This window comes from Clostridium ljungdahlii (genome assembly GCF_001636845.1).
In the GTDB taxonomy this organism is placed as follows: Bacteria; Bacillota; Clostridia; order Clostridiales; family Clostridiaceae; genus Clostridium_B; species Clostridium_B ljungdahlii_A.
This window is the reverse complement of the sequence record NZ_LITT01000046.1, coordinates 20582-47078: the sequence shown is the minus strand read 5'-3', so window position 1 is coordinate 47078 and position 26497 is coordinate 20582. Positions and strand designations below refer to the sequence as shown.

Annotated in this window: 21 protein-coding genes and 2 CRISPR repeat arrays (1 of these 23 only partly in view); of the genes, 20 read left to right on the top strand and 1 reads right to left on the bottom strand. The window is 32.6% G+C overall.

The window, feature by feature from the left end; translation table 11 throughout:
* Nucleotides 1-3225: a CRISPR direct-repeat array (repeat unit 30 nt; unit sequence GTTTTTAGAGTACCTATGAGGAATTGAAAC) (it extends 34 nt beyond the left edge of the window).
* 464 nt (nt 3226-3689) lie between these two features.
* The 12 genes from WY13_RS21885 (at nt 3690) to WY13_RS14365 (ending at nt 16990) form a co-directional block, all read left to right on the top strand.
* The gene (locus tag WY13_RS21885) at nt 3690-3848 is read left to right on the top strand and encodes a hypothetical protein (RefSeq protein ID WP_242866516.1); all 159 of its coding nucleotides are present in this window, start codon (nt 3690-3692) and stop codon (nt 3846-3848) included.
* 50 nt (nt 3849-3898) lie between these two features.
* Nucleotides 3899-4117, top strand: coding sequence for a DUF4351 domain-containing protein (locus tag WY13_RS21880; RefSeq protein WP_063556313.1), 219 nt, complete (start codon nt 3899-3901; stop codon nt 4115-4117).
* 254 nt (nt 4118-4371) lie between these two features.
* Nucleotides 4372-5148, top strand: coding sequence for a CRISPR-associated endoribonuclease Cas6 (gene cas6 / locus WY13_RS14410; RefSeq protein ID WP_063556312.1), 777 nt, complete (start codon nt 4372-4374; stop codon nt 5146-5148).
* A gap of 395 nt (nt 5149-5543) precedes the next feature.
* Nucleotides 5544-7463 carry a TIGR02556 family CRISPR-associated protein gene (locus WY13_RS14405; RefSeq protein ID WP_192845038.1) on the top strand — a complete coding sequence of 640 codons (1920 nt, stop codon included), beginning with the start codon at nt 5544-5546 and terminating at the stop codon, nt 7461-7463.
* 1 nt (nt 7464) lies between these two features.
* Nucleotides 7465-8340: a type I-B CRISPR-associated protein Cas7/Csh2 gene (gene cas7b / locus WY13_RS14400; RefSeq protein WP_063556310.1), complete on the top strand. Its 876-nt coding sequence runs from the start codon at nt 7465-7467 to the stop codon at nt 8338-8340.
* An 11-nt stretch (nt 8341-8351) separates the two neighbouring features.
* The gene (gene cas5b, locus WY13_RS14395) at nt 8352-9074 is read left to right on the top strand and encodes a type I-B CRISPR-associated protein Cas5b (protein WP_063556309.1); all 723 of its coding nucleotides are present in this window, start codon (nt 8352-8354) and stop codon (nt 9072-9074) included.
* Between the two features lie 11 nt (nt 9075-9085).
* A complete protein-coding gene (locus tag WY13_RS14390) occupies nt 9086-11398 on the top strand; it encodes a CRISPR-associated helicase/endonuclease Cas3 (RefSeq protein WP_063556308.1) in 2313 nt (770 codons plus the stop codon).
* A gap of 10 nt (nt 11399-11408) precedes the next feature.
* A complete protein-coding gene (cas4, locus tag WY13_RS14385; RefSeq protein ID WP_063556307.1) occupies nt 11409-11900 on the top strand; it encodes a CRISPR-associated protein Cas4 in 492 nt (163 codons plus the stop codon).
* 9 nt (nt 11901-11909) lie between these two features.
* Nucleotides 11910-12902 (top strand): type I-B CRISPR-associated endonuclease Cas1b, encoded by a 993-nt coding sequence (gene cas1b / locus WY13_RS14380; protein ID WP_063556306.1) that lies wholly within the window; start codon nt 11910-11912, stop codon nt 12900-12902.
* A 3-nt stretch (nt 12903-12905) separates the two neighbouring features.
* A complete protein-coding gene (gene cas2, locus WY13_RS14375; RefSeq protein WP_063556305.1) occupies nt 12906-13169 on the top strand; it encodes a CRISPR-associated endonuclease Cas2 in 264 nt (87 codons plus the stop codon).
* 173 nt (nt 13170-13342) lie between these two features.
* Nucleotides 13343-14985: direct repeats of the CRISPR family, unit length 30 nt; unit sequence GTTTTTAGAATACCTATGAGGAATTGAAAC.
* A 449-nt stretch (nt 14986-15434) separates the two neighbouring features.
* Nucleotides 15435-16316 (top strand): DUF4351 domain-containing protein, encoded by an 882-nt coding sequence (locus WY13_RS14370; RefSeq protein WP_242866514.1) that lies wholly within the window; start codon nt 15435-15437, stop codon nt 16314-16316.
* Nucleotides 16317-16429: 113 nt separating this feature from the next.
* Nucleotides 16430-16990: a hypothetical protein gene (locus WY13_RS14365; RefSeq protein ID WP_063556304.1), complete on the top strand. Its 561-nt coding sequence runs from the start codon at nt 16430-16432 to the stop codon at nt 16988-16990.
* Nucleotides 16991-17068: 78 nt separating this feature from the next.
* Here the strand turns inward: WY13_RS14365 and WY13_RS14360 are convergent, their stop codons facing one another.
* On the bottom strand, nt 17069-17635 hold the full coding sequence (locus WY13_RS14360; RefSeq protein ID WP_063556303.1) for an isochorismatase family protein: 567 nt from the start codon (nt 17633-17635) through the stop codon (nt 17069-17071).
* A gap of 424 nt (nt 17636-18059) precedes the next feature.
* Between WY13_RS14360 and WY13_RS14355 the strand changes: the two genes are divergently transcribed.
* From WY13_RS14355 to WY13_RS14320, 8 genes are all read left to right on the top strand, one after another.
* Complete coding sequence (locus tag WY13_RS14355; RefSeq protein ID WP_063556302.1) at nt 18060-18821, top strand: AAA family ATPase; 762 nt, start codon at nt 18060-18062, stop codon at nt 18819-18821.
* Complete coding sequence (locus WY13_RS14350) at nt 18818-20122, top strand: nitrogenase component 1 (protein WP_063556301.1); 1305 nt, start codon at nt 18818-18820, stop codon at nt 20120-20122. Before WY13_RS14355 ends, WY13_RS14350 begins: the two co-directional genes overlap by 4 nt.
* Nucleotides 20123-21184 carry a nitrogenase component 1 gene (locus tag WY13_RS14345; protein ID WP_063556300.1) on the top strand — a complete coding sequence of 354 codons (1062 nt, stop codon included), beginning with the start codon at nt 20123-20125 and terminating at the stop codon, nt 21182-21184.
* Nucleotides 21181-23580, top strand: a complete 2400-nt coding sequence (gene hypF, locus WY13_RS14340; RefSeq protein WP_063556299.1) for a carbamoyltransferase HypF — start codon at nt 21181-21183, stop codon at nt 23578-23580. The genes WY13_RS14345 and hypF overlap by 4 nt, the downstream gene beginning before the upstream one ends.
* Entirely contained in the window at nt 23543-23749 is a 207-nt protein-coding gene (locus tag WY13_RS14335; RefSeq protein WP_023161800.1) for a HypC/HybG/HupF family hydrogenase formation chaperone, read from the top strand. The genes hypF and WY13_RS14335 overlap by 38 nt, the downstream gene beginning before the upstream one ends.
* Complete coding sequence (hypD, locus tag WY13_RS14330) at nt 23749-24807, top strand: hydrogenase formation protein HypD (RefSeq protein WP_063556298.1); 1059 nt, start codon at nt 23749-23751, stop codon at nt 24805-24807. Before WY13_RS14335 ends, hypD begins: the two co-directional genes overlap by 1 nt.
* Entirely contained in the window at nt 24800-25804 is a 1005-nt protein-coding gene (hypE, locus tag WY13_RS14325) for a hydrogenase expression/formation protein HypE (protein ID WP_063556297.1), read from the top strand. The genes hypD and hypE overlap by 8 nt, the downstream gene beginning before the upstream one ends.
* Nucleotides 25805-26045: 241 nt before the next feature.
* Nucleotides 26046-26414 carry a four helix bundle protein gene (locus tag WY13_RS14320; RefSeq protein WP_063556296.1) on the top strand — a complete coding sequence of 123 codons (369 nt, stop codon included), beginning with the start codon at nt 26046-26048 and terminating at the stop codon, nt 26412-26414.
* The last annotated feature ends 83 nt before the right edge of the window (nt 26415-26497 follow it).

The window sequence follows — 26497 nt, the reverse complement described above, 5'->3', positions numbered from 1 at the left end:
TCTCTCCGGCTTCTCCGGTATCACCGCAAATGTAGTTTTTAGAGTACCTATGAGGAATTGAAACCAAAAAAAGTTCCATCATCAGTCCAACCACCCTGAATAGGTTTTTAGAGTACCTATGAGGAATTGAAACAACCACTTCTCACCTATAGAATCAACATCACCCTGTACGTTTTTAGAGTACCTATGAGGAATTGAAACGAATCCATTGTCTCCCATTCTACTTTTACACATTTTGTTTTTAGAGTACCTATGAGGAATTGAAACTTATTTTCAAGTTGATTTAAATAACTATAAGAATAACCAGGTTTTTAGAGTACCTATGAGGAATTGAAACGAAAAAAGACAGGCACAAAGCAGACAACAGAAAGCAGAGTTTTTAGAGTACCTATGAGGAATTGAAACTCTGTGTACTGGTCTGCTTTCCAGTATGCAGTTATTCTCGTTTTTAGAGTACCTATGAGGAATTGAAACTTGTACCTATAATGGAATAGCTTATTTTCTTAGGCGCGTTTTTAGAGTACCTATGAGGAATTGAAACTTGGTGATGTATTTGAACCTGTAACAAGTAATAATATGTTTTTAGAGTACCTATGAGGAATTGAAACTTTAAACCTCTATATTTCTTAGATAGTTGCTGCCTAACGTTTTTAGAGTACCTATGAGGAATTGAAACTTGGCTAGTAGAGATAATGTCACATTTTCCCTTGTAAGTTTTTAGAGTACCTATGAGGAATTGAAACCCAAAATAAAGAGGATTCATAGCATTTCTAAGCCAATGTTTTTAGAGTACCTATGAGGAATTGAAACTATATCTTCAGATAAAACAAAATAAGGACTATGATTGGGTTTTTAGAGTACCTATGAGGAATTGAAACTGTTGATACTAACGTTGCTACACAGTACCAATTGATGTTTTTAGAGTACCTATGAGGAATTGAAACTTTGCAATTAAATTTCCTCCTTAAAATCATAATTCATGTTTTTAGAGTACCTATGAGGAATTGAAACTATATAGGCTTCCCTCTAAGTTCTTACAAAATTTATGGTTTTTAGAGTACCTATGAGGAATTGAAACTAGTCCAAAACTTCTCTTACTTTGCTTGCCAGTACAGGGTTTTTAGAGTACCTATGAGGAATTGAAACTCAAATACTATCTTTTCTAATATTGGACTTGGGTGTTGTTTTTAGAGTACCTATGAGGAATTGAAACTTGTAGTTCTCTGCTCCAATATATAATTTCCAATCTCTGTTTTTAGAGTACCTATGAGGAATTGAAACTAGTGTAAATTGTTCGATATATAGAGTAAGATTTTGTAGGTTTTTAGAGTACCTATGAGGAATTGAAACTTCCCTGTTTTATAGGGGCTTCAGCTTTTTCAACCATTCGTTTTTAGAGTACCTATGAGGAATTGAAACTTGAGTAAGAATGTAGATAACATAGTAGGATATATGCGTGTTTTTAGAGTACCTATGAGGAATTGAAACTAAGTACCATTCTTGCAAGCATACGCCATTGTTCTGTGTTTTTAGAGTACCTATGAGGAATTGAAACATGGGAATTGATGCAAACTATAAAGTAGTTCAAATAGTTTTTAGAGTACCTATGAGGAATTGAAACCTTTTGATATTATTTTTACACATCTAGGTCTTATGTTGTTTTTAGAGTACCTATGAGGAATTGAAACTTTACTGATAGAGAGCTTCAAGTTGGTAATGAGATAGTGTTTTTAGAGTACCTATGAGGAATTGAAACCTTCATGGCACTCATGAAGCCGTTAAGAAAACTCTAGTTTTTAGAGTACCTATGAGGAATTGAAACATTCTATAGGCTGTACATCAACTATGTTTGATTCTGTTTTTAGAGTACCTATGAGGAATTGAAACTTTAAAATCCCTAGTGTCTGATGCATATACTCAGTTGTTTTTAGAGTACCTATGAGGAATTGAAACTTAGTAAAATATAGGCCTCCTAATATTAAAGCTTCTGTGTTTTTAGAGTACCTATGAGGAATTGAAACTTAGAAAATAAGGAGGAAGTACTATGGATAATAAATGTTTTTAGAGTACCTATGAGGAATTGAAACATATTTTCTATGCAATAGTAAGCGATAACCTTTATATGTTTTTAGAGTACCTATGAGGAATTGAAACGCTATTATATTTTTATTTATAGCTTCAGTAATTTCGAGTTTTTAGAGTACCTATGAGGAATTGAAACTGCAGTTGCTATAAGTTATATGAAATCTTTATAAATGTTTTTAGAGTACCTATGAGGAATTGAAACTTTTGTGAAATGTTCATCAATAGGTCGCCATACTTTGGTTTTTAGAGTACCTATGAGGAATTGAAACTATTTAGATTGGATGGAGAATTTTACCTCTAGGGTTATGTTTTTAGAGTACCTATGAGGAATTGAAACTCGGGTTCAGACTCTTCATCATCCCCCGGTCTTAGTTTGTTTTTAGAGTACCTATGAGGAATTGAAACTGTTTTCTCCTTAAGCCTTTACCTATTACATTTGCAAGTTTTTAGAGTACCTATGAGGAATTGAAACTTTTTTGGGTAAGTGACGAAGAATGGGAAGGATTAGACAGTTTTTAGAGTACCTATGAGGAATTGAAACCTTGCAAAAAGAAATGGATGGAAAACTTGGAGAGAGGTTTTTAGAGTACCTATGAGGAATTGAAACTTGTTTCTGCTCCTGGCCAAAGGAATTTTATCTAAGTGTTTTTAGAGTACCTATGAGGAATTGAAACTTGTTTCTGCTCCTGGCCAAAGGAATTTTATCTAAGTGTTTTTAGAGTACCTATGAGGAATTGAAACTTTTCCCAGTTCTCTATGTTTTCTTTAATATTGTCTAGTTTTTAGAGTACCTATGAGGAATTGAAACCTACATATCCTGCATCTAATAATGGTTGTAATAACGTGTTTTTAGAGTACCTATGAGGAATTGAAACTAGTCAACCATTTTTACGTCCTGACTACCACAATTAGTTTTTAGAGTACCTATGAGGAATTGAAACACGAAACCTGCGAAAACACAATAGTTAAGGAGTGATTGTTTTTAGAGTACCTATGAGGAATTGAAACTCTATATAGATGTGTATAATCTCACTTGGTGCAAAGTTTTTAGAGTACCTATAAGGAATTGAAACAAATAAACTCTGTACCATGTCCCCTCTGTATCACCAAGTTTTTAGAGTACCTATAAGGAATTAAGAAGTTAGTTAGGATAAGTATAAAATTAATAGTTGAGGAAAGTATAGAGTTGAAATAACAAAGAATAAACAATAATTGATATTTAGACTTTGAACTTTGTTATTTATTTTTAAATAGTCAAGAATTAGATTTTTAAAGTATCATAATCTATTAATTGCAATGGATTGAGGTACTTTTTATTTTATTTCTGTATGCAATGAAAAAGAACATAAGTTTGTATAGAATTGTAATTCATGGCAAAACTAATACTAAATTTTATCCGATGGCTACCAGCCGTAATACCCCCATCGCACACAGCGAAAGCAACTGTCGCCAAATCAAAGATTTGGAATATCTGCATTTCTTATAAAGTGGGGGATAACGGCTGCTACGCCCCTGGATAACGATTTCTAAGTTTCAGATGGAGAAAAGAACTCCACCTGAAACCAAGAACTCTGTTTATATTTTAGTGGAAAGAGATGATTGCCGTGGATTATAATAAAGTTGAGGACGCAGTACTTAAAAAAGCACTTGGTATATTCGGGCAGAGTGCAGTAAATTTTTTCAACATACATACTAAAATAATTGCCCCTGCAGAGACGGAAATAAAGAATATAGAAATAAAAACTGGTTATATGCATTACTAGATAAATTCGAAGATAAAATTAGCAGGAAAAAATTAAAGAAGATGATAAGGTTGACGGAAATAGGGAAGATGATAAGGGACGAAGGTATAGAAGAAGGAAAAACTAAAGGAAAATCAGAGATAATTATAAGACAAATTTTAAAGAAGTTTAAAAAAGTTCCTCAGGAATATATTTACAGAATAAAGTGTCTTTCAGATGAAACACTTGAATGTATAGCAACTGATATATTTGACATGGAAAGTGTGGAGGACTTGAAAAAATATTTTTAGAAGTGGTATAATTTTTTCCGTCGACCCCAGGTAGTGTAAAAAAACTCCGGCGATCGACAATTTTTATGTTTGTAGGCGATTAGCAGTTTGAGATTGACTTTTACCACTTTTATGGAAGTTTCTCAAATATTACGTTTTTTAGAGTACCTATGACGAATTGAAATTTAAATAAAAATAAAGGATATTGCTTTCTTTTGTAGAAATGTTTAGTAAAAGAATATATAAGTATGTAATATATAAATATTGGAGGAAAAATGAGAATAATAATAACTTTTGAATTTAATAAACCGCTTGTGCTTAATATACAATACAATCACATAATACAAGCTGTGCTTCTTAACTGGTTAAATGATGAAAATTATCAAAGATTTATACATGATACTGGATATGAAATTGGAAATAGAAGATATAAATTATATACATTTTCGAGACTTCAGGGAAGGTTCCATATAGATCTTGGTCAAGGGACAATTACCTATTATAACGAAGCAAAACTTGAAGTTGCATCCCAGGATGATAAATTTTTAAACTATCTTGTAAATGGAGTTATTATAAAAGATAATGTCAAGATTGGTAATAATATTGTACATATAAAAAATATAAGATGTATAAATTATATTTTAGATTCCGGCTCAAAGGTATATACTAAATCTCCTATTACGGTATATAGTACCTTTAAAATTTTAGATAAAAAGAAAACTTATTATTATAGCCCTTTTGAAAACGAATTTTCAAAGCTTATAAGAGAAAACCTTATAAAGAAATATGAAGCTATGTATAATAAATGTCCTGAAGATGACAGTTTTGAAATAAGTTATGTTAAAAATTCTAAATTAAAAGAGAAAGTTGTGATTTATAAAGATACAGTCATAAAGGGATGGGTTGGGGAGTTTGTTTTAAATGGTTCAAAGGAACTCATAAATATTGGATACAATTCCGGACTTGGCTCAAAAAATTCCCAGGGGTTTGGCTGCATATCAAAGTGTAAAGATAAAGAGGTCAAAATAATGCCTGAAGAAGTATTCAAGTAAGTAATTCTATAAGATGTTCTTGAGGTATCAAAAATGAACGGAATATATTCTTATAAATTTTTTATTGATCTTGAGCAGTGTGAAAAAAACAGGATCTGACGAAAACTACTTTTGCGCAAAACCAATGCTTAATAGGATACTACCATAAAATTTGAAAAATATTGTTTTTTGATAGATATTAGTATATTTTATATAATAACTATGAATAATTGAAATCTCATATTTTTAGAATACCTAAAAGGAGTAATTATTTTTATATTAGTAAGATGGTATTTTTTTGCGAAAGATATTATATTACTATAAGCTTAAGATGTTTATAAAACTTTATTCTGTTGTAAAAAACGATTTCATTAAATTATTTGCATTTAAGAAAATGATGGAAAGGGATGGAGGTTATGATTGAAGGGATAATTCAAATAGGAAATTCCATGCTTTCTGGTGGTGGAGACATGATTTCCAATCTAGTCAAAGATGTACCATCCAAAAATAGAAAGGAAAAGCAAATGCATGTGTTAAAATTCTGTTTTAATACACAAAAAGACGAATTTAAATTGGATGCCAGAGAAGAAATTGACAGCAGCACAGCTTTAAAATATGCATTTATAGGTTCTGCAGATGGTCCTGCATCTCCTCAATGGTTTGCAACCAGTAGTTCATATTTATACCATATAACTGAAACTTTAAGTAATTTGACTAAAGTGGATTTGGGAGAAGAATTAAATAAAAAGCTAAAAGCTATATTTGAAAATTATTATGTTGACCTGGGAGATGAATTTAAACCTAAAAATAGATATATTTTAAATTACAAAAAGTATGGAGTTGGAGAAGAAGATGTCTTGGAAACATTAGATAAAGTTGAAGGAGAAGAAACCGAAAGAGATGAGAAACAAAGGTATAAGAATATAACATCATCATTAAAAAAAGCTTATTCCAGGGAATTTGAAAATTATGTTAAAACTGAATTTGATATAAAAAAGGATGAAATAGGTCTTTATACTATTTTAATAGATGGCACACCATTAAGTGATTTCAAAGAATATAGACAAGCAATTCTAAAAAGCAAACAAGGAAACAAAAGCAGTAAGAAAATCAAAGGCTTCTGCAGTATGTGTGGAAGCAGTGAAAATTTAACGTCAGACTTATCCATGATGAAAATAAAATATTACACTACAAACCAGATTATATTTGCAAGTGAACTTAAAAGTTATAATAAAAATATGCTTTTATGTGGCAATTGTCTCAACAAGCTTATATCAGGAGAAAATTATATAAAAAATAAATTAAATACCAGGCTTGTGGGATTTACAGTTTATTTAATTCCTCATTTCATAGTGGGAAGTCCCATGAACAAAAAAGATTTGGACAAAGTATCTGATAATATTCAGCATTCTTTTAATACGGTAAAAAATATAACTGGGGTAGATGATTTTAAAAATGAAATTCAAATGAATAGTGAAGATACGTATTTTTTAATAAATATAATGTTTTATAAAAAATCCAATCAGGCAACAAAAATTCAAAAGTTAATTAAAGATGTAAATCCGTCTGTATTTCAGGAAATTATGGATAATTCTTATACTGTTACAAAATTAGGTAGAAAAATCATGGGAATGAATTACAAACTCAACATAGACTTGCAAACGTTTTACTTTATGACACCTATCAGACTTAAAAATTCCGAGCCTATGAATTACAGGAAACTTCTCCAGATGTATGATGCCATTTTAACACAAAGAAGTTTAAAATTGGATGAATTTATAAAGGGAGTTATTTCATGCACTAAAATTGAATTTTTTGATGAAGAGGGTTATAACGTAAATGGAAAATCAGGCATATATAACACTATACTTAAAGCTAATTTTTGTATAAAGTTTTTAGAATATATGGGATGTGTAGAGGAAGGAGAAAAAATGGATATTTCTAATTTGAAGATTAAAGATGATTTGAAAGTTTATATTTTAAACATGGGATATGATGAACAGCAAAGTGCCATGTTTTTACTTGGATGTCTTATAGGTGAAATAGGAAATGCACAATATAAAAGGATGGGCGAAGACAGAAAGCCGATTTTGAATAAACTTAATTTTGGTGGAGTTGACAGGAACAAAGTTATAAGGCTTACAAATGAAGTCTTCAACAAACTTATTCAGGAAAAAATAAGAAAATACAATGAAGTTACTTTTTCAGAGTGCAAAAGACTTATGGATGCCAATAAAGATTCATGGAAATTGAATAAGCATGAAAATTTATTTTATATATTATCTGGTTACAGTTATGATACTACAAAAGCAATGTTAAATAAGGGAGGAAAATAAAATGAACAATAGTGAAATTTTATATCTATATGACGCGAAGCTTACTAATCCCAACGGAGATCCGGATGAGGAAAACAGGCCCCGCATGGATTATGAAAGGGATATAAATCTTGTTTCTGATTTGAGAATTAAAAGGTACATAAGGGATTATCTGTTGGATAAAGGATATAAATTGTTTGTTTCAAAAGTTGATGATAAAGCAGTAACAGCAGAGGGCAGAATAAAAGAACTTGGAAGCAGCGATGTGGACACAATACTGGACAAGCTTATAGATGTAAGGCTTTTTGGGGCAACTATTCCTATAAAAAAAGATAATAAGAATTTTATAGGACCTGTACAATTCAATTGGGGTTATTCACTTAATAAAGTAGAAGTGCTGGAGGCAAGTATAACATCACATTTTGCATCAGGAGAAGGAAATAAGCAGGGTGCTATAGGAAAAGACTATAGAGTTAAGTATTCATTCATTGCCTTTAGTGGAGTTATAAGTGGAAAGAGGGCAGAGCATACAAAATTAAAAGAAGAAGATGTCGCAGTTTTAGATAAGGCTATGAGATATGCCATACCGGAACTTGCCACAAGGAGTAAAATAGGACAGTATCCAAGACTTTATTTGAGGGCTGAATATAAAGATAATGAAACTATACTTGGAGACTTGAGAGACTATTTAAAATTTTCTTCTGAAGATGAAAGTGTAAGGGATATAAAAGAAGTAACTCTGGATATAACAGAACTTGTAGAATTCCTAAATAAAAACAAAGATAGAATTTTTAAGCTGTATTATTTTGCAGATGAAAAATTAAAACTTGTGCTCAATGGAAAAAAGGTTGATTTCAAGGAGGCATTTGTTGGTTTCTCATTAAATGAAGTAAAGTAAGGTGAAAAAAAATGGATTTATTGATATTAAAAGTGAAAGGAAAATTTGCGCACTTTAGAAAATTTTATACCAATTCATCTTCACTTTCCTATTCTGTACCTCCGAGGACGACTGTGGTAGGTCTTATAGCAGCTGTTCTAGGTTATGAAAGGGATAGCTATTATGAACTTTTTTCTAAAAAAAATTTTAATGTATCCATAAAAAAGGATGGCTGCATAAGAAAGATAATGCAAAGTGTAAATTATATTAAAGCTACGAGTCCTAAAAGTATATTTTGTCCCAAAGATCATACCCAGATTCCTGTAGAAATTTTAACTGGAGATGATGGAGTCAAGTATACTATTTATATAAACTGCAAAGATAAAGGTTTGATGGATGAATTGGAATGTAGAGTAAAGGACAACAAATATGTTTATTCTCCATATTTAGGAGCTGCACCTTTTAATTGCAGCTTTGAATTTTGTAATAGACTTGATGTACAACTTGAAAAGAGCAATGAATTGATACAGGTATCCACGCCTGTAAATTCAAAATACATTGCTCCTGGAAGCATAGACATATTTGAAGATGACAATCTTAAGCTTTTAAAAGAAAGAATGCCCGTAGAATTTTTAAAGGATAGGGAAATAGGAGATATGGCTTCCTATATTTATGACGAAAATGGACATCCTTTGAAATTAAAACTTAACGCTGAATTTGTAAAGCTCGAAGATGAAAACATAGTATTTATGTAGGAGATGGTAGTATGAAATTTTATTCACATCCAGATAAATTGATTCTAACTCATCTTATGGAGGTTAATAAAATATCCCGGGCTTATTGTGATAAAAAATATAAAAAGGCAGAAGAAATATTGAGCTTTACCCATGATTTCGGCAAGTATACAACTTTTTTTCAAAAATACATTTTTAGTAAAGATAAAACTAAAAATGATTTGAACAGCCATGGCTTTATTTCTGCTTTGTTCGGGGCATTTATTGCCCTTGATTTATATGGTGACAATATGATGCCTGTTATAGTATACAATTGTATACTACATCACCATGGAAGTATGCAAAATGTTAATATAAATTTACCTAAAAATTTTAAAATACGCAAAATAGATAAGCCTGAACTTAGAATTAAAGTTGATATTGCTGGTGAGCAAATAGAGGATATAGAAAAAAATAAAGAATTTATAAGAAGTGATTATGAAAAGATTGGATACAGTAAGTATTTTGATGAATTCACAGCTGAAAAGCCATTTGAAAAAATTTTAATTAAACTAAGAAAGATAGAGCATGAGTTTGATCGTTGTAATGAAAGTGAAGAAGATTATTTCATAAGTCAGATGTTATACAGTTCACTTATTGCAGCGGACAAAATCAGTGCTTCAAATATAGAACTCCCGGAAATAAAATTTGCAAATTTCAATATACTAAATGAAACTAAAAATAGGAAATTCAAAAATAACTCTAGAAATAATATGAATTTAATTAGAAGCCAAATATTTGATGAAGTTCAAGAGCAAATCAAAAGCGTTTACGAAGGTAATAAAATATTTTCCATAACAGCACCTACAGGGACAGGCAAAACCTATTGCGGATTTTTTGCAGCTTTAAAACTTAAAGAACTTTTGGGAGAAGACAGAAAAATAATATATTCTCTTCCGTTTACATCTATAATAAATCAAAACTATTCTTCAATATATTCACTTTTTAAGAATATACCTAATTTTGAAAATGAAAGCAGTGAGTATATAATAAAACATCACAGCCTTGCAGACATTGAATACAGTAGTGAACATGAGGATTATACAAAAGTCAAAGCTGAAATGTTAATAGAAAATTGGAACAGCGGAATAGTAATTACAACTTTTGTCCAGCTCCTTGAAACTTTAATAGGCAATAAAAATAGGATGCTTAAAAAATTCAATACACTAGATAAATCAATAATTATTTTAGATGAGGTACAAGCTATAGATATAAAATATTTAAAGCTTGTAGAATTTATCCTTGCTGCAGCCAGTAAATATCTCGATTGTAGGATAATAATGATGACTGCAACTAAACCACTCATACTTTTAGATGCAGTGGAACTTTTAAGTGATAATAAAAAATACTTTAATATGTTTAATAGAACTTCTATTATTCCAAGGCTTGAACCAATTAAGATAGAAAATTTTATAGAAGAATTTTACGACAATATGGAAGATAAATCCTACCTTATAATATGCAATACCATAGCACAATCATTAAAAATTTATAAAGAACTTAAAAATAGTGGCAGAAAAGTTTTATATTTGTCAACTAATATTTTGCCGTGTCATAGGAAGAAAAGGATAGATGAAGTAATAAAGATGCTGGAAAATAATGAAAAAATAATACTTGTTTCAACCCAGGTTGTAGAAGCAGGAGTTGACTTTGATTTTGATGTTGTAATAAGGGACATAGCGCCTATTGATTCAATAATACAAGCGGCAGGTAGATGCAACAGAAATGGGAAAAAGAAAGGTGGAAATGTGTTTGTTTATTCTATGATTGATAATAGTGGTTCATATTATGGAACGAGAGTTTATGGACATACCTTAATAGATATAAGTAAAGGCATTTTATATGATAAAAAGTGCATAGAGGAAAGAGAATATTTTGATCTTATTGGAAAGTATTTTATTGAAGTTGATAAAAATAAATCGCATGAGGTTTCTGAAAAATTTAAAGAATCAATTATAAAAATGTATTTTAGTGATAAAGACTACAGTATAGATAAATTTTCGCTTATAAAGGAAAATGACAATTATGTGGATGTGTTTTTTAGAATTAATGATGAAGCTGAAGAAATATACAATAAGCTTTTAAATGCTATAAGCATTAAAGAAATTGAAACTAAGAGTGAAAAGATGCTCGAAATAAAAAATAAAGTTAGAGAATACACTTTATCTATTCCACTCAAATATGTTGATAGAGTAAATAACAAAGATGATATTATATTGAATTTGCCTAAAAGTGCATGTGAAGTATATTATGACGATATGACAGGTTATAAGAGAGAAGAGGAAGAAGACTTTTTTATTATGTAGAGGTGATATTATGGATGTCAATGGAACAATGCTCTGGTATTACAACGTATGCAGGCGGGAAGTGTGGCTTATGTCAAGATCAATAGTGCCCGACCAGCATGATGAAAATGTAGATATAGGTCGTTTTATACATGAACGCACGTACAAGAGAAACAATAAAGAAGTTAGCTTTGGAAATGTTAAGTTTGATGTCATTTTTAAATCTAAAAATCAGATAACAATTGGAGAAACGAAAAAGACTTCAAAATATGCTGAAGCTTCAAAATGGCAGCTTATGTATTATTTAAATCAGTTAAAAAATGCCGGCATAAATGCAAAAGGAGTTTTGCTTTATCCAGAGGAGAAAAAGAGGACAGAAATAGAGCTAACTGATGAATCTCAGGAAGAGCTCCAAAGAATGTGTTTGGATATAGAAAAAATATGTGCACTTAAACGTTCCCCTTCTGTTAAAAAGGTACCATTTTGTAAAAAGTGTGCTTATAGGGAATATTGTTATTCATAGGAGGCAGAGATGAAAAAGGATATTTATATTTTTAATGATGGAGATTTAAAGAGAAAAGATAATACTGTATATTTTGAAAGCAGCGGCAAGAAAAAGTACTTACCTGTAGAGGAACTCAATAATATTTGGGTGTTTGGTGAAATTAACTTAAATAAGAAATTTCTTGATTTTGTTTCTCAAAAAGAAATATGTATACATTTTTTTAATTATTATGGATATTATACAGGAACTTTCTACCCGAGAGAACACTTAAATTCTGGTTATGTGATATTAAAGCAGGCAGAAAATTATCTCGATTATGAAAAGAGACTTAAAATAGCTAAAATGATAATAGAAACTGCAGCAGAAAATATAATTGTAATTTTAAAATATTATAATGGCAGGGGAGTAGATGCTGAATTAGAACTTAAGAATATAGTGAAAAAGAAGAAACTTATGGAATGTTGTAAAACCATAGAAGAACTTATGGCAGTTGAAGGTAACATGAGACAGGAGTATTATGAATGTTTTTCAAAAATAATAAAAAATCCTGAATTTGCATTTAAAGTAAGAAGCAAGCGGCCTCCAAGGGATAAGATAAATGCATTGATCAGCTTTGGAAACTCTATGATGTACACAACTGTTTTAGGGGAAATATATCAAACACAACTAGATCCAAGAATAGGATATCTTCATTCTACAAATATGAGGCGTTTTTCACTTAATCTTGACATAGCTGAAATATTCAAGCCTATAATAGTGGATAGAACTATTTTTACTATTTTGAATAGAAATGAATTGACAGAGAAGGATTTTGAATCTGATCTCAATGGTATAATGTTAAATGATAAAGGAAGAAAGAAGTTTATAGAGGAATATAATAATAAACTTTTAAGAACAATAAAGCATCCTAAAATTGGAACTACTGTTAGTTACAAACGTATAATAAGGCTTGAATTGTATAAACTTCAAAAATATATAACTGAAGATGAGCCATACGATGGTTTTGTTGCGAGGTGGTAGGCGTTGTTTGTAATACTTGTTTATGATTTTGGGGAGAAACGTGTTGGGCGTGCTCTTAAAAAATGTAGAAAATATTTAACCTGGGTTCAAAATTCTGTTTTTGAAGGGGACATAAGTGCAGCTAATTTAAAAAAGATAAAGTGTGAGCTTTTTGATATTATGGTAAAAGGTGAAGATTCGGTAATAATATATAGTTTTAAAAGTACCAGGTATTCTAATAGAGAGGTACTTGGGGTGTCAAAAAATCAACAGGATATATTTTTATAAAATGTATTGGTTAGTTTTATGTTGTCGACCCTGAATAGTGCAAAAAACACCGGGGGTCGACGATTTTTATGTTTGTAGGCAATTAGCGGTTTCAGATTGATTTTTATCATTTTTACAAAAGTTTTCTCAAATATTGCATTTTTATAAATGCTGATGTATTCTATATTCGATGGGTTTTTAGAATACCTATGAGGAATTGAAACCTTAAACAAGTATTTGTGGAAGTATGGAATGGTATGAAAAGTTTTTAGAATACCTATGAGGAATTGAAACTAATCTGTCTGGCTTACTTTCTGATTTATAGCATTGTTTTTAGAATACCTATGAGGAATTGAAACGAGCCATCGTCTATAACGTCATGTTCAGCAATTTCAAGTTTTTAGAATACCTATGAGGAATTGAAACCTTTTTCTTGTACACTTTTTATTTTTGCCCTGCATCGTTTTTAGAATACCTATGAGGAATTGAAACGCTTTTAGTACCGCTTCAATTATAATTGCTATGGGAAGTTTTTAGAATACCTATGAGGAATTGAAACTAAATTCAGCAACATATTCATCTTGGTGCCCATTAACGTTTTTAGAATACCTATGAGGAATTGAAACATGTCTAATTCTTTTGCAAGTTCCATTCTATCTACATGTTTTTAGAATACCTATGAGGAATTGAAACTCACAGGATGAACTTGAGTTGCTCAGGGATGCCTGCAAGTTTTTAGAATACCTATGAGGAATTGAAACCAACAAAGATACTGAGGATAAAAATCTTGCAGAGATTAGTTTTTAGAATACCTATGAGGAATTGAAACAAAGAAAAACCTTGCCAAGATTGGGCAAGAAAACATAGTTTTTAGAATACCTATGAGGAATTGAAACCCTTCTGCTATAGCTTCTTTCATACCTGTGTTTGTGGGTTTTTAGAATACCTATGAGGAATTGAAACATTTTTAAAAGGTCTATGTGTGCTGTACTAGCTATTACGTTTTTAGAATACCTATGAGGAATTGAAACTTGGATAGCAGAATAAAAAATATGCAAAGAAAAATAGAGGTTTTTAGAATACCTATGAGGAATTGAAACTTATGTACCTAGAACATCTAAGCCTAAAAAGAACAACGTTTTTAGAATACCTATGAGGAATTGAAACAATTCACCATAAACTGTATTTTTAAAAGCAGGCATAGTTTTTAGAATACCTATGAGGAATTGAAACCAGTAACCTTTCTCTTTTTCTTCCATGGTGTATTTGGGTTTTTAGAATACCTATGAGGAATTGAAACTGGTGAACAAAATAGATAATTAGGAGGGATACAATGGGAGTTTTTAGAATACCTATGAGGAATTGAAACTATTTAAAGCTGCATTTTCAAGGCAAAACTTGTCTAGTTTTTAGAATACCTATGAGGAATTGAAACTAGTCAGGAGCTACTTTTAAAAGAGTATGGTTATGATGTTTTTAGAATACCTATGAGGAATTGAAACTTTGGACTATTTGATTTAATATTTCATTTGACATTTAGTTTTTAGAATACCTATGAGGAATTGAAACATTCTTCCTGCATTGTTGGAATAACTTGCATATTTTGTTTTTAGAATACCTATGAGGAATTGAAACAATCTTGACCACACTTCATACTTTTTAAAAGGAAGAAGTTTTTAGAATACCTATGAGGAATTGAAACTTAGGTTTTGTAGAAATAACACTGCCTGTAAATATATCGTTTTTAGAATACCTAAGAGGAATTGAAACATCTCATAAATATTTACTCTACCGCGGTTCTTAATAAGTTTTTAGAATACCTATGAGGGATTAAGAAGTTAGTTCTAAGTTTAAAAGTGATAAGTATAAATTAATAATTGAGGAAAGTATAGAGTTGAAATAACAAAGAATAAACAATAATTGATATTTAGACTTTGAACTTTGTTATTTATTTTTAAATAGTCAAGAATTAGATTTTTGAAGTATCATAATCTATTAGTTACAATGGATTAGGGTGCTTTTTTACTTTATCCTTATATGCAATAAAAAAGAACATAAGTTTGTATAGAATTGTAATTCATGGCAAAACTAATACTAAATTTTATCCGATGGCTACCAGCCGTAATACCCCCATCGCACACAGCGAAAGCAACTTGGAATATCTGCTTTTCTTATAAAGTGGGGGATAACGGCTGCTACGCCCCTGGATAACGATTTCTAAGTTTCAGATGGAGAAAAGAACTCCACCTGAAACCAAGAACTCTGTTTATATTTTAGTGGAAAGATATGATTGCTGTGGATTATAATAAAGTTGAAGATGCAGTACTAAAAAAAGCACTTGGTATATTCGGGCAGAGCGCAGTAAATTTTTTTAACATAGATACTAAAATAATTGCCCCTGCAGAGACGGAAATAAAGAATATAGAAATAAAAACTGGTTATACTGACTATTTATTTTATACTGACGATGGAAATTACCTCCATTTTGAATTTCAAACCACTGACAAAAGAGATGATATAAAGAGATTTTTATATTATGATGCCTCACTTTTTTACAGAGATAAGAAAAAGGTTAGAACTGTAGTGATATATTCTGCAGATATAGGAAAGGCAGATGAATATATAGATGCGGTCACTATAAAGTACGGAGTAGAGGCAATTTACATGAAACAATTTGATGGGGATGAAAAACTTGAATATTTAAAGAAAAAGATAGAAAGAAGAGAAAAATTAAGCAATGAAGATATACTCACACTTACAATGCTGCCACTTATGAGTGGAAAGGGAAGCAGGAGCGAGAGAGCAATTGAAAGTATAGAGCTTACGGATAATCTCGAAGACAGTGAAAATAAGCTTCGATGTTTGAGCTTGTTATATGCTCTACTGGATAAATTTGGAGATAAAATTAGTAGAAAAAAATTAAAGGAGATGATAACTATGACGGAAATAGGGAAGATGATAAGGGACGAAGGTATAGAAGAAGGTATAGAAAAGGGAAAAACTAAAGGAAAATCAGAGATAATTATAAGACTACTGGTGAAAAAGTTTAAAAAAGTTCCTGAGGAGTATATTGACAGGATAAAGTTTCTTTCAGATGAAACACTTGAATGTGTAGCAACGGATATATTTGACATGGAGAGTGTGGAGGATTTGAAAAAATATTTTTAGGAATTGTATGTATTTTTTTCGTTGGCCCTTAATAGTGCAAAAAGCTTAAGGAGTCGACGAATCTTAAAAAAGTGAATTAGTGATAAGTTTTAAATGGTGAGGAGTTAAATGATATGAGTATTAAAGAAGTTAATATGGACATTGACTCTAGGTTAAGCAAGCTTGTTTTCTTGGCAATCACATTAATTGCTACGCCAATTCATGAATTTGGACATTTAATAGGGTACAAGCTAAGTGAAATACCTGCAAAATTTGCTTTTAGCTATACAGAGTCTCAAAATGGTTTGGAAAATTTATGGGGATGTCTTGGAGGACCAGCGATTAATTTAATATTAGCAGTAATTGGATGCATTATTGTCTATATCTTTAGAAATAGAGAAAAAGTGTATATAGGTATGTATTTTACTATAACTATGTGCCTTACAAGGTTAATTGCATATCTATTATTTATAATTATCAATCCTTACAATATGTTTCCAATTAATGACGAAGGTTTGATTGCAAAATTTTTGAATGTACCAATATGGCAGGTATATGGTTTTTTTATAGCTGTATTTATTTTTTTATTATTAATTTTAAGATCAATAAAAAAGGATTATTTTTATAAATGCTTTAAATATGCTTTCGTATTTTACTTCCTTATAGATATATTATTTGCAATTAGAATTTATTAGAAAGAAAGGTGATATGTATGAAAGATCATGATAATAAACAACTCTGAAGTTATTGCAATAGCTTCAGAGTAAAGAAAATTAGAAGATAATGCTCATGCCTTTTTCTTTAAACTCATTTAGAGTATTTATATGTTCAGTTTCATCTACATAACCAAGGCCATTTGCAAGAATAGTCACGTTGAATCCATTTTTCACGAGATCAAGTATCGTTTCTTTAACACAGTATTCGCTGGCGATTCCACATATTATAATGTTTTTGTCAAGTACCTCGTGGAGTTTTTTATTTTTAATATTTATTGCATTGTAAGCTGAATACTCTTCAACATCATCGTTCATACCTTTTCTAAAAATAATTTCAGGATTTTGTGGAGATTTATTTTTATCCTTTATTCCAAGAGTGAATTTTTCAGAAAGTAAAGCTCCTTCAGTGTCTTCTACACAGTGAATGGGCCACATTCCACCATTTTTTTGAAATGACCTATTTGTCATTTTGTGAGAATCACAGGAATAGAATACATTAAGATCAGGGTTTTTACTTATAAAATCTATAATATGCAGTATAGCATTTTCTGAATTTTTACATGCAAGACTGCCAGTTATAAAATCATTTTGACAATCGATGACTAATAAAGATTTTTTACTCATAATATTTACCTCCAATTAACGTTTAATTATTACCAATCTACTGCTTAATTATAAGTTCATCAAATTTATTTTGCTCAATTTGAAGTTTATTGATCAAAATAAATATGTAAAATGTACAATTTTCTTCAAACTTCATAGTTATATATTTGTCATGAAAAATTTGGTGTAATTTCTTGACAGTACCAATTTTAGGTGATAAACTAAATATATAAAAAATTTAGAAAATGTTTATTTGATGTATTAATTAAAAATTAATATTTTTGTCACTCTGAAGCGAAGGTGTCCTGAGATAAAGAGCGGGCAGTGAAAAATTAATATATTGTGTATTATTCATATATTATGACCGCATTTAAGCTCTTCCCAAACTTGGGAGGAGCTTTTTTACATAAGAAGATAAAAATGAAGTTACATAGGGGGTTAAAAAATGCTGAAAATAGCTATATACGGCAAAGGCGGTATTGGCAAATCTACAATTACCAGTAATTTGTCAGCAGCCTTTGCCAAGCTTGGGAAAAAAGTTATTCAGATAGGATGTGATCCTAAAGCGGATTCCAATAGCAATTTGCTTGGAGGAAAAGCATTAATGCCTGTAATGAATTATATGAGAGAATTTGATGCAGATCCAGAAAAAATTGAAGATATTTCAAAAGTAGGCTTTGGCGGCGTTCTGTGTATAGAGACTGGTGGCCCTACACCAGGACTTGGTTGTGCAGGCAGAGGAATTATTACTACATTTAACTTATTAGAGGATTTAAATCTTTTTGAAGAATACAAGCCAGATGTTGTACTTTATGATGTTTTAGGCGATGTAGTTTGTGGTGGATTTGCAGCACCTATTCGTGAAGGATATGCTGAAAAAGTACTCATTGTTACTTCTGGTGAAAAAATGGCCCTCTATGCAGCCAATAATATAAATAGTGCAGTTAAAAATTTTGCAGATAGAGGTTATGCAAAGGTGTTTGGTATCGTATTCAATCATAGAAATATTGAAAATGAAGAAGAAAAAGTAAAAGATTTTGCCCATAAGGAACATCTTCCTATTGTAGGTGATATCCCAAGAGACAACAATATCAATCACTTTGAGGAGATGGGGAAAACAGTTATTGAAGGAGACCCTAACCTTCCAATAAGTAAGTGCTTTTTCAATTTAGCCAAATTATTGATTAAAAGTGAGGAAATGAAATGAAAAAAGAGTCATATTGTATTACAGCGGAAAACTTAGCTGCAGCAGGCAAAAGTAATATTCCTGCAGAACTTATTTCAAATACCCATTTGATTTACAGTTCACCAGCAACTCTTTCTTTTAATTCACCTGGTGCGCAAGGGTTTGGAGTTAAGCGTGCAGCCTTGGCAATACCAGGGTCAGTTATGCTTTTAGTAGCTCCTGGGTGCTGCGGAAGGAATACAACAACATTAAGTGAACAGGGTGGATATAGTGAGAGAATGTTCTACTTGGTAATGGATGAAACTGATATTGTTACTGGAGCTCATTTGAAGAATATTCCACAGGCAGTTGAAGAGATTTGTAAGTGTACACCAAGTATGCCATCAGTGGTTATGATTTGTATTACATGTGTTGATGCACTTCTCGGAACAGACATGGAACGTGTTTGCAGAAAAGCTATGGATAGGGTGAATATTCCTGTTCTGCCCTGTTATATGTATGCATTAACAAGAGAAGGTCGTAAGCCTCCTATGGTACATGTAAGGCAGTCCATTTATTCGCTTCTTAAACCAATGGAAAAAAAGCCGGATACAGTTAATATACTGGGATATTTTGCTCCACTTATGGAAACCTCAGAACTATATGATTTGCTGCACCATATTGGCATGAAGAAAATAAATGAGATCTCCCGCTGTAAAGATTTTGATGAATATATGCATATGGGCGAGGCAAATTTTAATCTTGTATTGAATCCAGAAGCAAGATTTGCAGCAGATGATATTATGAAACGACTGAATATTCCATCAGCAGAGCTTATAAGATTGTACCAGATAGATAAAGTGCAGAATCAATACAAAATTTTTACCAATGCTCTTGGTACAAGCTTTGATGATCAAAAGTATTATGATGAAGCAAAAAGGGCCATAGATGAATTAAAAGCTGCTTATCCTGATATAACTTTTGCAGTAGGTGAAGCAATGAATGCTAATTCTTTTGAGCTTTCCTTGGCACTTTTAAGATATGGATTTAAAGTAGCTGAAATATATGCTAGTCTTACGGCTGAAGACTTTGTTTATATCAGAAAAATTGCAAAATTAAGTCCTGATACTAAGATTTATTCCAATCTTGAACCTACCATGATTTATTATGACTGCAGTGAAGAAAAGATTGATATAACCATTGGCAAGGATGCAGAGTACTACCATCCTGATTGTGTAAATGTACCTTGGAATGAGGACATTCAGCCCTTTGGGTATGCTGGTGTAAAAAAATTATTTGAGGAATTGAAACATTCGCTGGATTGTTTTGGTAAGGAGGCATAGATGAAAGGATTAAGAAAATACATACCACCTTTTGCACCAGATCAGTCTGGTGCAGCATCTGTTCTTTATAAGCTTGGGGGAATTATAGTTATCTGCGATGCAGGGGGATGTGCTGGTAACGTATGTGGATTCGATGAGCCTAGATGGGCTGCAGAAAAAAGTGCCATTTTCAGTGCTGGTCTTCGTGATATGGATGCCATACTTGGGCGTGATGACAGGCTCGTGGCAAAACTTGCAGATGCTGCTAAAAAAGTGGAAGCTAAATTTGCAGCAATTATCGGAACTCCGGTACCGTCAGTTATTGCTACTGATTACAAAGCAATAAAGAAAATGTCAGAAAGGAAACTTGATGTACCGGTTATTACTATAGAAACTACTGGTATGGACTTATATGATGTGGGCGCTGAAAAAGCTTATCTTAAAACGTTTAAGACCTTTGCAAAGGATGGCCTCACAGTAGATAAAGAAGGTATTGGTGTAATTGGTACAATCCCACTTGATGTAAGTGATTTAAAGGCAGCAGATAAAATAGAAATGACACTAAAATCTGAGGGCTTCAAAAATGTTTACTGTTATGGTATGGGTGCAGATTTGTCAAAGGTAGAGGCTGCAGGGAGTGTATTTAAAAATATAGTAGTATCACCTGCTGGATTAAAAGCTGCACAGTATTTAAAAGATAGATTTGGGACACCTTATGAAGTTTATTATCCGCTGGTAGGAGATATGTTACAGGATGAGATGAAAGAACAGTTTAAATATTTTGAAGGTAAGAAAGTTTTAGTAATACATCAGCAGGTTATAGCAAATTCTATCAGAGATAAAATAAATGAAAATGTGAACTCAGATGTAACAGTTGCTTCCTGGTTTATGCTAAAGGACGAGCTTAAAGAAGCAAAGGATATTTCTCTTACAGAAGAGGATCAGTTTGTAGAACTTATAGAACAAGGAAATTACGATGTAATTGTAGGTGATAATATATTGAAACGTGCAATACCTAACTTCAAGGGAAGGTATGTGGGTACACCACATTTTGCAGTTTCGGGAAAGATGTGTATGATATGAAAGATTGTAAAACTTTATCCATTAGAGTCTATGGTATTGTACAGGGAGTTGGATTTAGACCTACAGTAAGTCGTCATGCAGATAAAAACCATATACGGGGAAGTGTATGCAATAAAGGACCTTATGTAGAAATATGGGCTCAGGGCAGTGAAAGTGAATTAGAAGGTTTTTTGTACGATTTAGAACACAACCCGCCAAAGCGTTCGTCAATATTAAAAATTGATGTGCATAAAGAGGAAGAATCAGAAAAATTTCAGAACTTTGAAATTATTGAAAGTGAACATGTGCAGGGTGAGATTTTTGTATCTCCTGATATTGCCATCTGTCCAGAGTGTAAAAAGGAACTTTTTGATAAGAATAACAGACGATATCTTCATCCCTTTATAAACTGTACGTGCTGCGGACCAAGACTTACTATTTTAGATTCCATGCCTTATGATCGTGTGCGTACCAGCATGGGAGAATTTCCAATGTGTCCGGAGTGTGAATATGAATATACTCATGCAGAAACTCGAAGATATGATGCACAGCCGGTATGCTGCAATGAATGCGGCCCGGAGGTTTACTTAATTGGAAGAAGTGAGAGGGGCAGGGCTGCAATTACTTATACAAGACAAGTAATCCATGATGGAGGGATTGCAGCTATAAAGGGAATTGGAGGTTTTCATCTTTGCTGTGACGCCACAAATCAGGAAGCTGTAGAGAGGCTTAGAAAATTAAAAATAAGACCTGCAAAACCATTTGCAGTTATGATGCGGGACATGGAAACTGCAGAACGTGAATGTGAAGTTAAAGAAGTTCAAAAAGAAGTATTGGATGGACATCAGAAACCAATTATACTTCTAAAAAGAAAGCCAAATGGAATGGTTTGTGATGCTGTGGCACCTGATAATCCCAAAGTTGGAGTTATGCTTCCCTATGCTCCTTTGCAGCTTTTGATATTTACATATGATGATGATATAGTCATGCCGGATTGTCTTGTCATGACAAGTGGCAATACATCAGGTGCACCAATATGCAGGGATGACAATGATGCAATAACAGAATTATCAAAGATGTGTGATGTTATTTTATCACATAACCGAATGATTCGCATTCGTGCAGATGACTCGGTTATGGATTTCTTTGAAGAAAAACCTTATATGATAAGGCGTTCCAGAGGATATGCACCGCTGCCGTTTATGGTTTCAAAGGGATTTAAAGGGGAAGTACTGGCAGTTGGCGGTGAACTCAAGAATACTTTTTGTATAGGCAAAAATGATTTGTTTTATCAATCACCCTATATTGGTGACATGGAAGATTTGAGAACAGTAAAAGCATTGAAAGAGTCTATTACGAGATTGGAAACTTTGCTTGAGACGACGCCAACAATTGTGGCATGTGACATGCATCCAAAGTATAATACTACGTACGTCGCACAGGAAATTGGAATTCCCGTACTGCAGGTTCAACATCATTATGCACATATCCTATCCTGTATGGCTGAAAATGATTATTCTGATCCAGTTATAGGTGTTTCATTTGATGGAACAGGATATGGAACAGATGCAACCATTTGGGGTGGAGAACTATTAGAAGTTACTTATGATGGATTTGAAAGGCTTGGCAGCATAAAACCATTTGTCCAGATTGGTGGTGACATGTCAGCTAAAGAGGGCTGGCGAATTGCAGTATCCATGATTTACAGCATATACAAAGATAAAGTAAAAGCAGCTGAAATTGTAAAACAGCTTAAATTATGTGATGAGAAGAACTGCGATGTTCAGTTTATGATGGCTGATAACAAAATAAACAGCATAACATCTACAAGCGCAGGGCGTTTGTTTGATGCTGTAAGTGCTATCTTGAATATCAGAAAACAATCATCTTTTGAAGGGGAAGCTTCTACTACCCTTGAATTTGCAGCAGAGGCTTATGAAGAAAAACGTGCAGTTCATAATAGTGGCATCAAAATTTCTGATGTAGATAGTATTGAACTTTCAAATCTTGTTTATGAGAATTCAGATGGACAGTTAATTTTGGCAACGGATGTTTTAGTAAAGAAAATTATAGAGGAAACTTTAGTTGGAAAAGATGCAGCGATGCTTGCTTACTTTTTCCATGAAAAATTGTCAGACATGATTGCAGCTGGATGTATACAAGCTTCTAGAAACACTGGAATCAAAACCATAGCGTTAAGCGGAGGAGTATATCAAAACCAGCTATTATTAAAAATGAGCTTAGATCGTCTGAGAAAACTTGGATTTAAAGTTTTAATTCATAGTTTGCTGCCGCCAAATGATGGTGGAATAGCACTAGGTCAGGCAGTAGCGGCAATGGAACATATAAATAAATTAAAAAGAGGAGAGGAGAATAACTATGTGTGTAGGTCTACCAGCAAGAGTTGTAAAGGTTAAAGAAGGAATGGCTCTAATTGATGCCTCGGGAGCAAAAAGAAAGGTATCTGCAGAATTAATCGACGAATTGGAACCAGGTGATTATGTTATGGTTCATGCAGGAATCGCCATTTCAAAAATTACAAACGATGATCAGAGTGAAACAGATAAAATCATGGAGGAATTATAATGGCTGAGAACATAAAAAAAACTGCAAAGGAGATTATTGAATCCTACGACGGACCAAAGATCCGTATTATGGAGGTTTGCGGAACTCATACCCATGAGATATTCAGACTTGGAATCAGAAACATAATACCGGAAAACATTGAACTCATATCAGGACCGGGATGCCCGGTTTGTGTTACACCTGTTGGCTTTATTGATGAAGCTATTATGCTGGCTCTTGACCATAATGTCACCATATGTACCTTTGGAGATTTAGTAAGAGTGCCTGGTTCAGAAATGAACCTTGCTGGAGCTAGATCAAAAGGCGCCAAAGTTCAAATAGTATATTCACCTATTGATGCTTATGAGTATGCTAGAGACCACCTTGATGAGCAGGTAGTATTTTTATCAGTAGGATTTGAGACAACCACACCTGCCAGTTGTCTGGCTGTAAAAAAGGCAAAAGGTGCAGAACTTAAAAATTTTGCATTACTTACGGCAAACAAAACCATGCCGGGAGTATACAAGACACTAAAAAATAGCGCAGATGCATTTTTATATCCTGGCCATGTACATGCGATTACAGGTACGGAGTTGTGTGAGTCTTTAGTTAACGAAGGTGTTAGCGGAGTAGTAACAGGTTTTACTGCAAATGAAATCATGACAGCACTTGCTGTAGTAATCACAAAATTACAAGAAGGAGGCAGCTTTTTTAAAAACTGTTATCCTAGAGTTGTAACGCGTGAAGGCAGTAAAGCGGCTCAGACTATTGTATCTGAAGTCATGGAGGACTGTGATTCTGAATGGAGAGGACTTGGTATTATCAAAAATTCAGGTCTTAAATTGAAAGAAGCTTATAAAGAGTTTGATGCCAGAGACAAATTTCATTTAGGAAAAGTAGAGGGAAGAAGCAATCCGGCGTGCCGATGTGGTGATGTTTTGCAGGGAAAATGCAAGCCATCGGATTGCGAAGTATTTGGCAAAGGATGTACACCACTACATCCCGTTGGAGCCTGTATGGTATCTAATGAAGGAGCATGTTCAGCATATTATCAGTATGGAGGAAAAATAAATGGATAAAACAGTTACACTAGCTCATGGAGCTGGAGGAAGACAAACATCAGAATTAATAGATCAGGTTTTTAGAGCTCATTTTTCGAATCCTGACCTGACAGCAGATGATGCTGCAGTATTGAACATTAAGGTCGGAAAACTAGCTTTTACAACAGATGGATTTATTGTTTCTCCATCGGAATTTCCAGGTGGGAATATTGGTAAATTGAGCATTTGTGGTACAGTAAATGACTTATCCTGTATGGGAGCGAAACCTCTGTATTTATCCTGTGCTTTTGTTATTGAAGAGGGCTTTCCAATGGACAAGTTAGAGAAAATTGCAGCAGCTATGGAAAAGACTGCAAAGGAAGCAGGGGTTAAAATAGCCGCAGGAGATACAAAGGTGGCTGGAAAAGGACAAGTCGATGGTGTATTTATAACGACAACAGGTATAGGACAGATTATGGATGACGCTAACACCTCTGGCTTTAATGCAAAACCAGGTGATGCAATTATTGTAACTGGTGATATAGGGCGACATGGATGTACTGTTTTACTGGCACGAAATGAATTTGGAATTGAAGCAGATGTAACCAGTGATTGTGCACCGTTATGGGGTACAGTAAAAGCTATGTTTGATACGTCAAAAGATATTCATGTAATCAGAGACGCTACACGTGGAGGTGTCGGTACGGTATTATATGAAATTGCTGAGCAGAGCAAAGTCGGAATTAGACTGGATTCAAAGAGTATACCGGTAGCAGATGGTGTAAAAGGCGTATGCGGCATGCTGGGGCTGGAACCACTATATCTTGCATGTGAAGGAAGACTTGTGGTTTTTGCTCCAAAAGAAATTGCTCCGAAACTTGTGGATACATTACATAAAGGTAAATATTCCAAAGATGCGGCCATTATTGGTGAGGTCACTTGTGATATGCCAGGGCGTGTTATTGTAAAAACAGAAATTGGTGCTGAAACATTGCTGCCGCCTCCGGGAGGAGAATTGCTTCCAAGAATATGCTAATACAATAGAGTAAAACACTAGTAAATTAAAACTCAACTTTTACAGTTAAAAAAATACGAAGCATTATTTTTGAGAGGACAGATGACAGAGGACAAGTGACAGTGAAGGAGAATTTTTCTTCGCTATGCTACGAAAAATCTTTAATTTATAAATCTAGATTTTATATTTTTTAAAAGCTGAATAAGTTTATATGAATAAGTCTAATATTTTAGATGAATTGATAAATTTAGGAGGTTAAAGATTGAAAGAGAACTTAACTTATAAAAAAGACTTTGTTTTTGCAAAAGAAATTGTTAACTTATATAAATATTTGGTTGAAGAGAAGAAAGAATACATTATTTCAAAGCAGGTTCTTAGATCAGGAATAAGTATAGGAGCAAACGTAAAAGAAGGACTAGAAGCTCAAAGTAGAAGAGATTTTTTGAATAAGATGAATATAGCCCTTAAAGAAGCATCTGAAACAGAGTATTGGTTAGAACTTTTAATTGCTACTAAATATATTGATGTTAACGCATCAGAGAAATTTATTATTAAATGTAAGGAACTAAATAAAATTTTAAACTCTATTGTTAAAACCACAAAGAAAAATTTAAAAATCATAGAGGATTGACAATTGATATAGCCTAACGGCTTGTAACAAAGGTATCTAGTTATGAGAAATAATTAAAGGTTTTCTGTAGTGTAACGTAGGAA

Excerpts from the sequence above, each read along its gene's own strand:
- WY13_RS14405 (WP_192845038.1), top strand. The coding sequence starts at position 5,544 with ATGATTGAAGGGATAATTCAAATAGGAAATTCCATGCTTTCTGGTGGT.
- WY13_RS14355 (WP_063556302.1), top strand. The coding sequence starts at position 18,060 with ATGCTGAAAATAGCTATATACGGCAAAGGCGGTATTGGCAAATCTACA.
- WY13_RS14370 (WP_242866514.1), top strand. The coding sequence starts at position 15,435 with ATGATTGCTGTGGATTATAATAAAGTTGAAGATGCAGTACTAAAAAAA.
- hypF (WP_063556299.1), top strand. The coding sequence starts at position 21,181 with ATGAAAGATTGTAAAACTTTATCCATTAGAGTCTATGGTATTGTACAG.
- cas4 (WP_063556307.1), top strand. The coding sequence starts at position 11,409 with ATGGATGTCAATGGAACAATGCTCTGGTATTACAACGTATGCAGGCGG.
- WY13_RS14390 (WP_063556308.1), top strand. The coding sequence starts at position 9,086 with ATGAAATTTTATTCACATCCAGATAAATTGATTCTAACTCATCTTATG.
- cas1b (WP_063556306.1), top strand. The coding sequence starts at position 11,910 with ATGAAAAAGGATATTTATATTTTTAATGATGGAGATTTAAAGAGAAAA.
- cas5b (WP_063556309.1), top strand. The coding sequence starts at position 8,352 with ATGGATTTATTGATATTAAAAGTGAAAGGAAAATTTGCGCACTTTAGA.
- WY13_RS14345 (WP_063556300.1), top strand. The coding sequence starts at position 20,123 with ATGAAAGGATTAAGAAAATACATACCACCTTTTGCACCAGATCAGTCT.
- cas7b (WP_063556310.1), top strand. The coding sequence starts at position 7,465 with ATGAACAATAGTGAAATTTTATATCTATATGACGCGAAGCTTACTAAT.
- WY13_RS14350 (WP_063556301.1), top strand. The coding sequence starts at position 18,818 with ATGAAAAAAGAGTCATATTGTATTACAGCGGAAAACTTAGCTGCAGCA.
- WY13_RS14365 (WP_063556304.1), top strand. The coding sequence starts at position 16,430 with ATGAGTATTAAAGAAGTTAATATGGACATTGACTCTAGGTTAAGCAAG.
- WY13_RS14335 (WP_023161800.1), top strand. The coding sequence starts at position 23,543 with ATGTGTGTAGGTCTACCAGCAAGAGTTGTAAAGGTTAAAGAAGGAATG.
- hypD (WP_063556298.1), top strand. The coding sequence starts at position 23,749 with ATGGCTGAGAACATAAAAAAAACTGCAAAGGAGATTATTGAATCCTAC.
- cas6 (WP_063556312.1), top strand. The coding sequence starts at position 4,372 with ATGAGAATAATAATAACTTTTGAATTTAATAAACCGCTTGTGCTTAAT.
- WY13_RS14360 (WP_063556303.1), bottom strand. The coding sequence starts at position 17,635 with ATGAGTAAAAAATCTTTATTAGTCATCGATTGTCAAAATGATTTTATA.
- hypE (WP_063556297.1), top strand. The coding sequence starts at position 24,800 with ATGGATAAAACAGTTACACTAGCTCATGGAGCTGGAGGAAGACAAACA.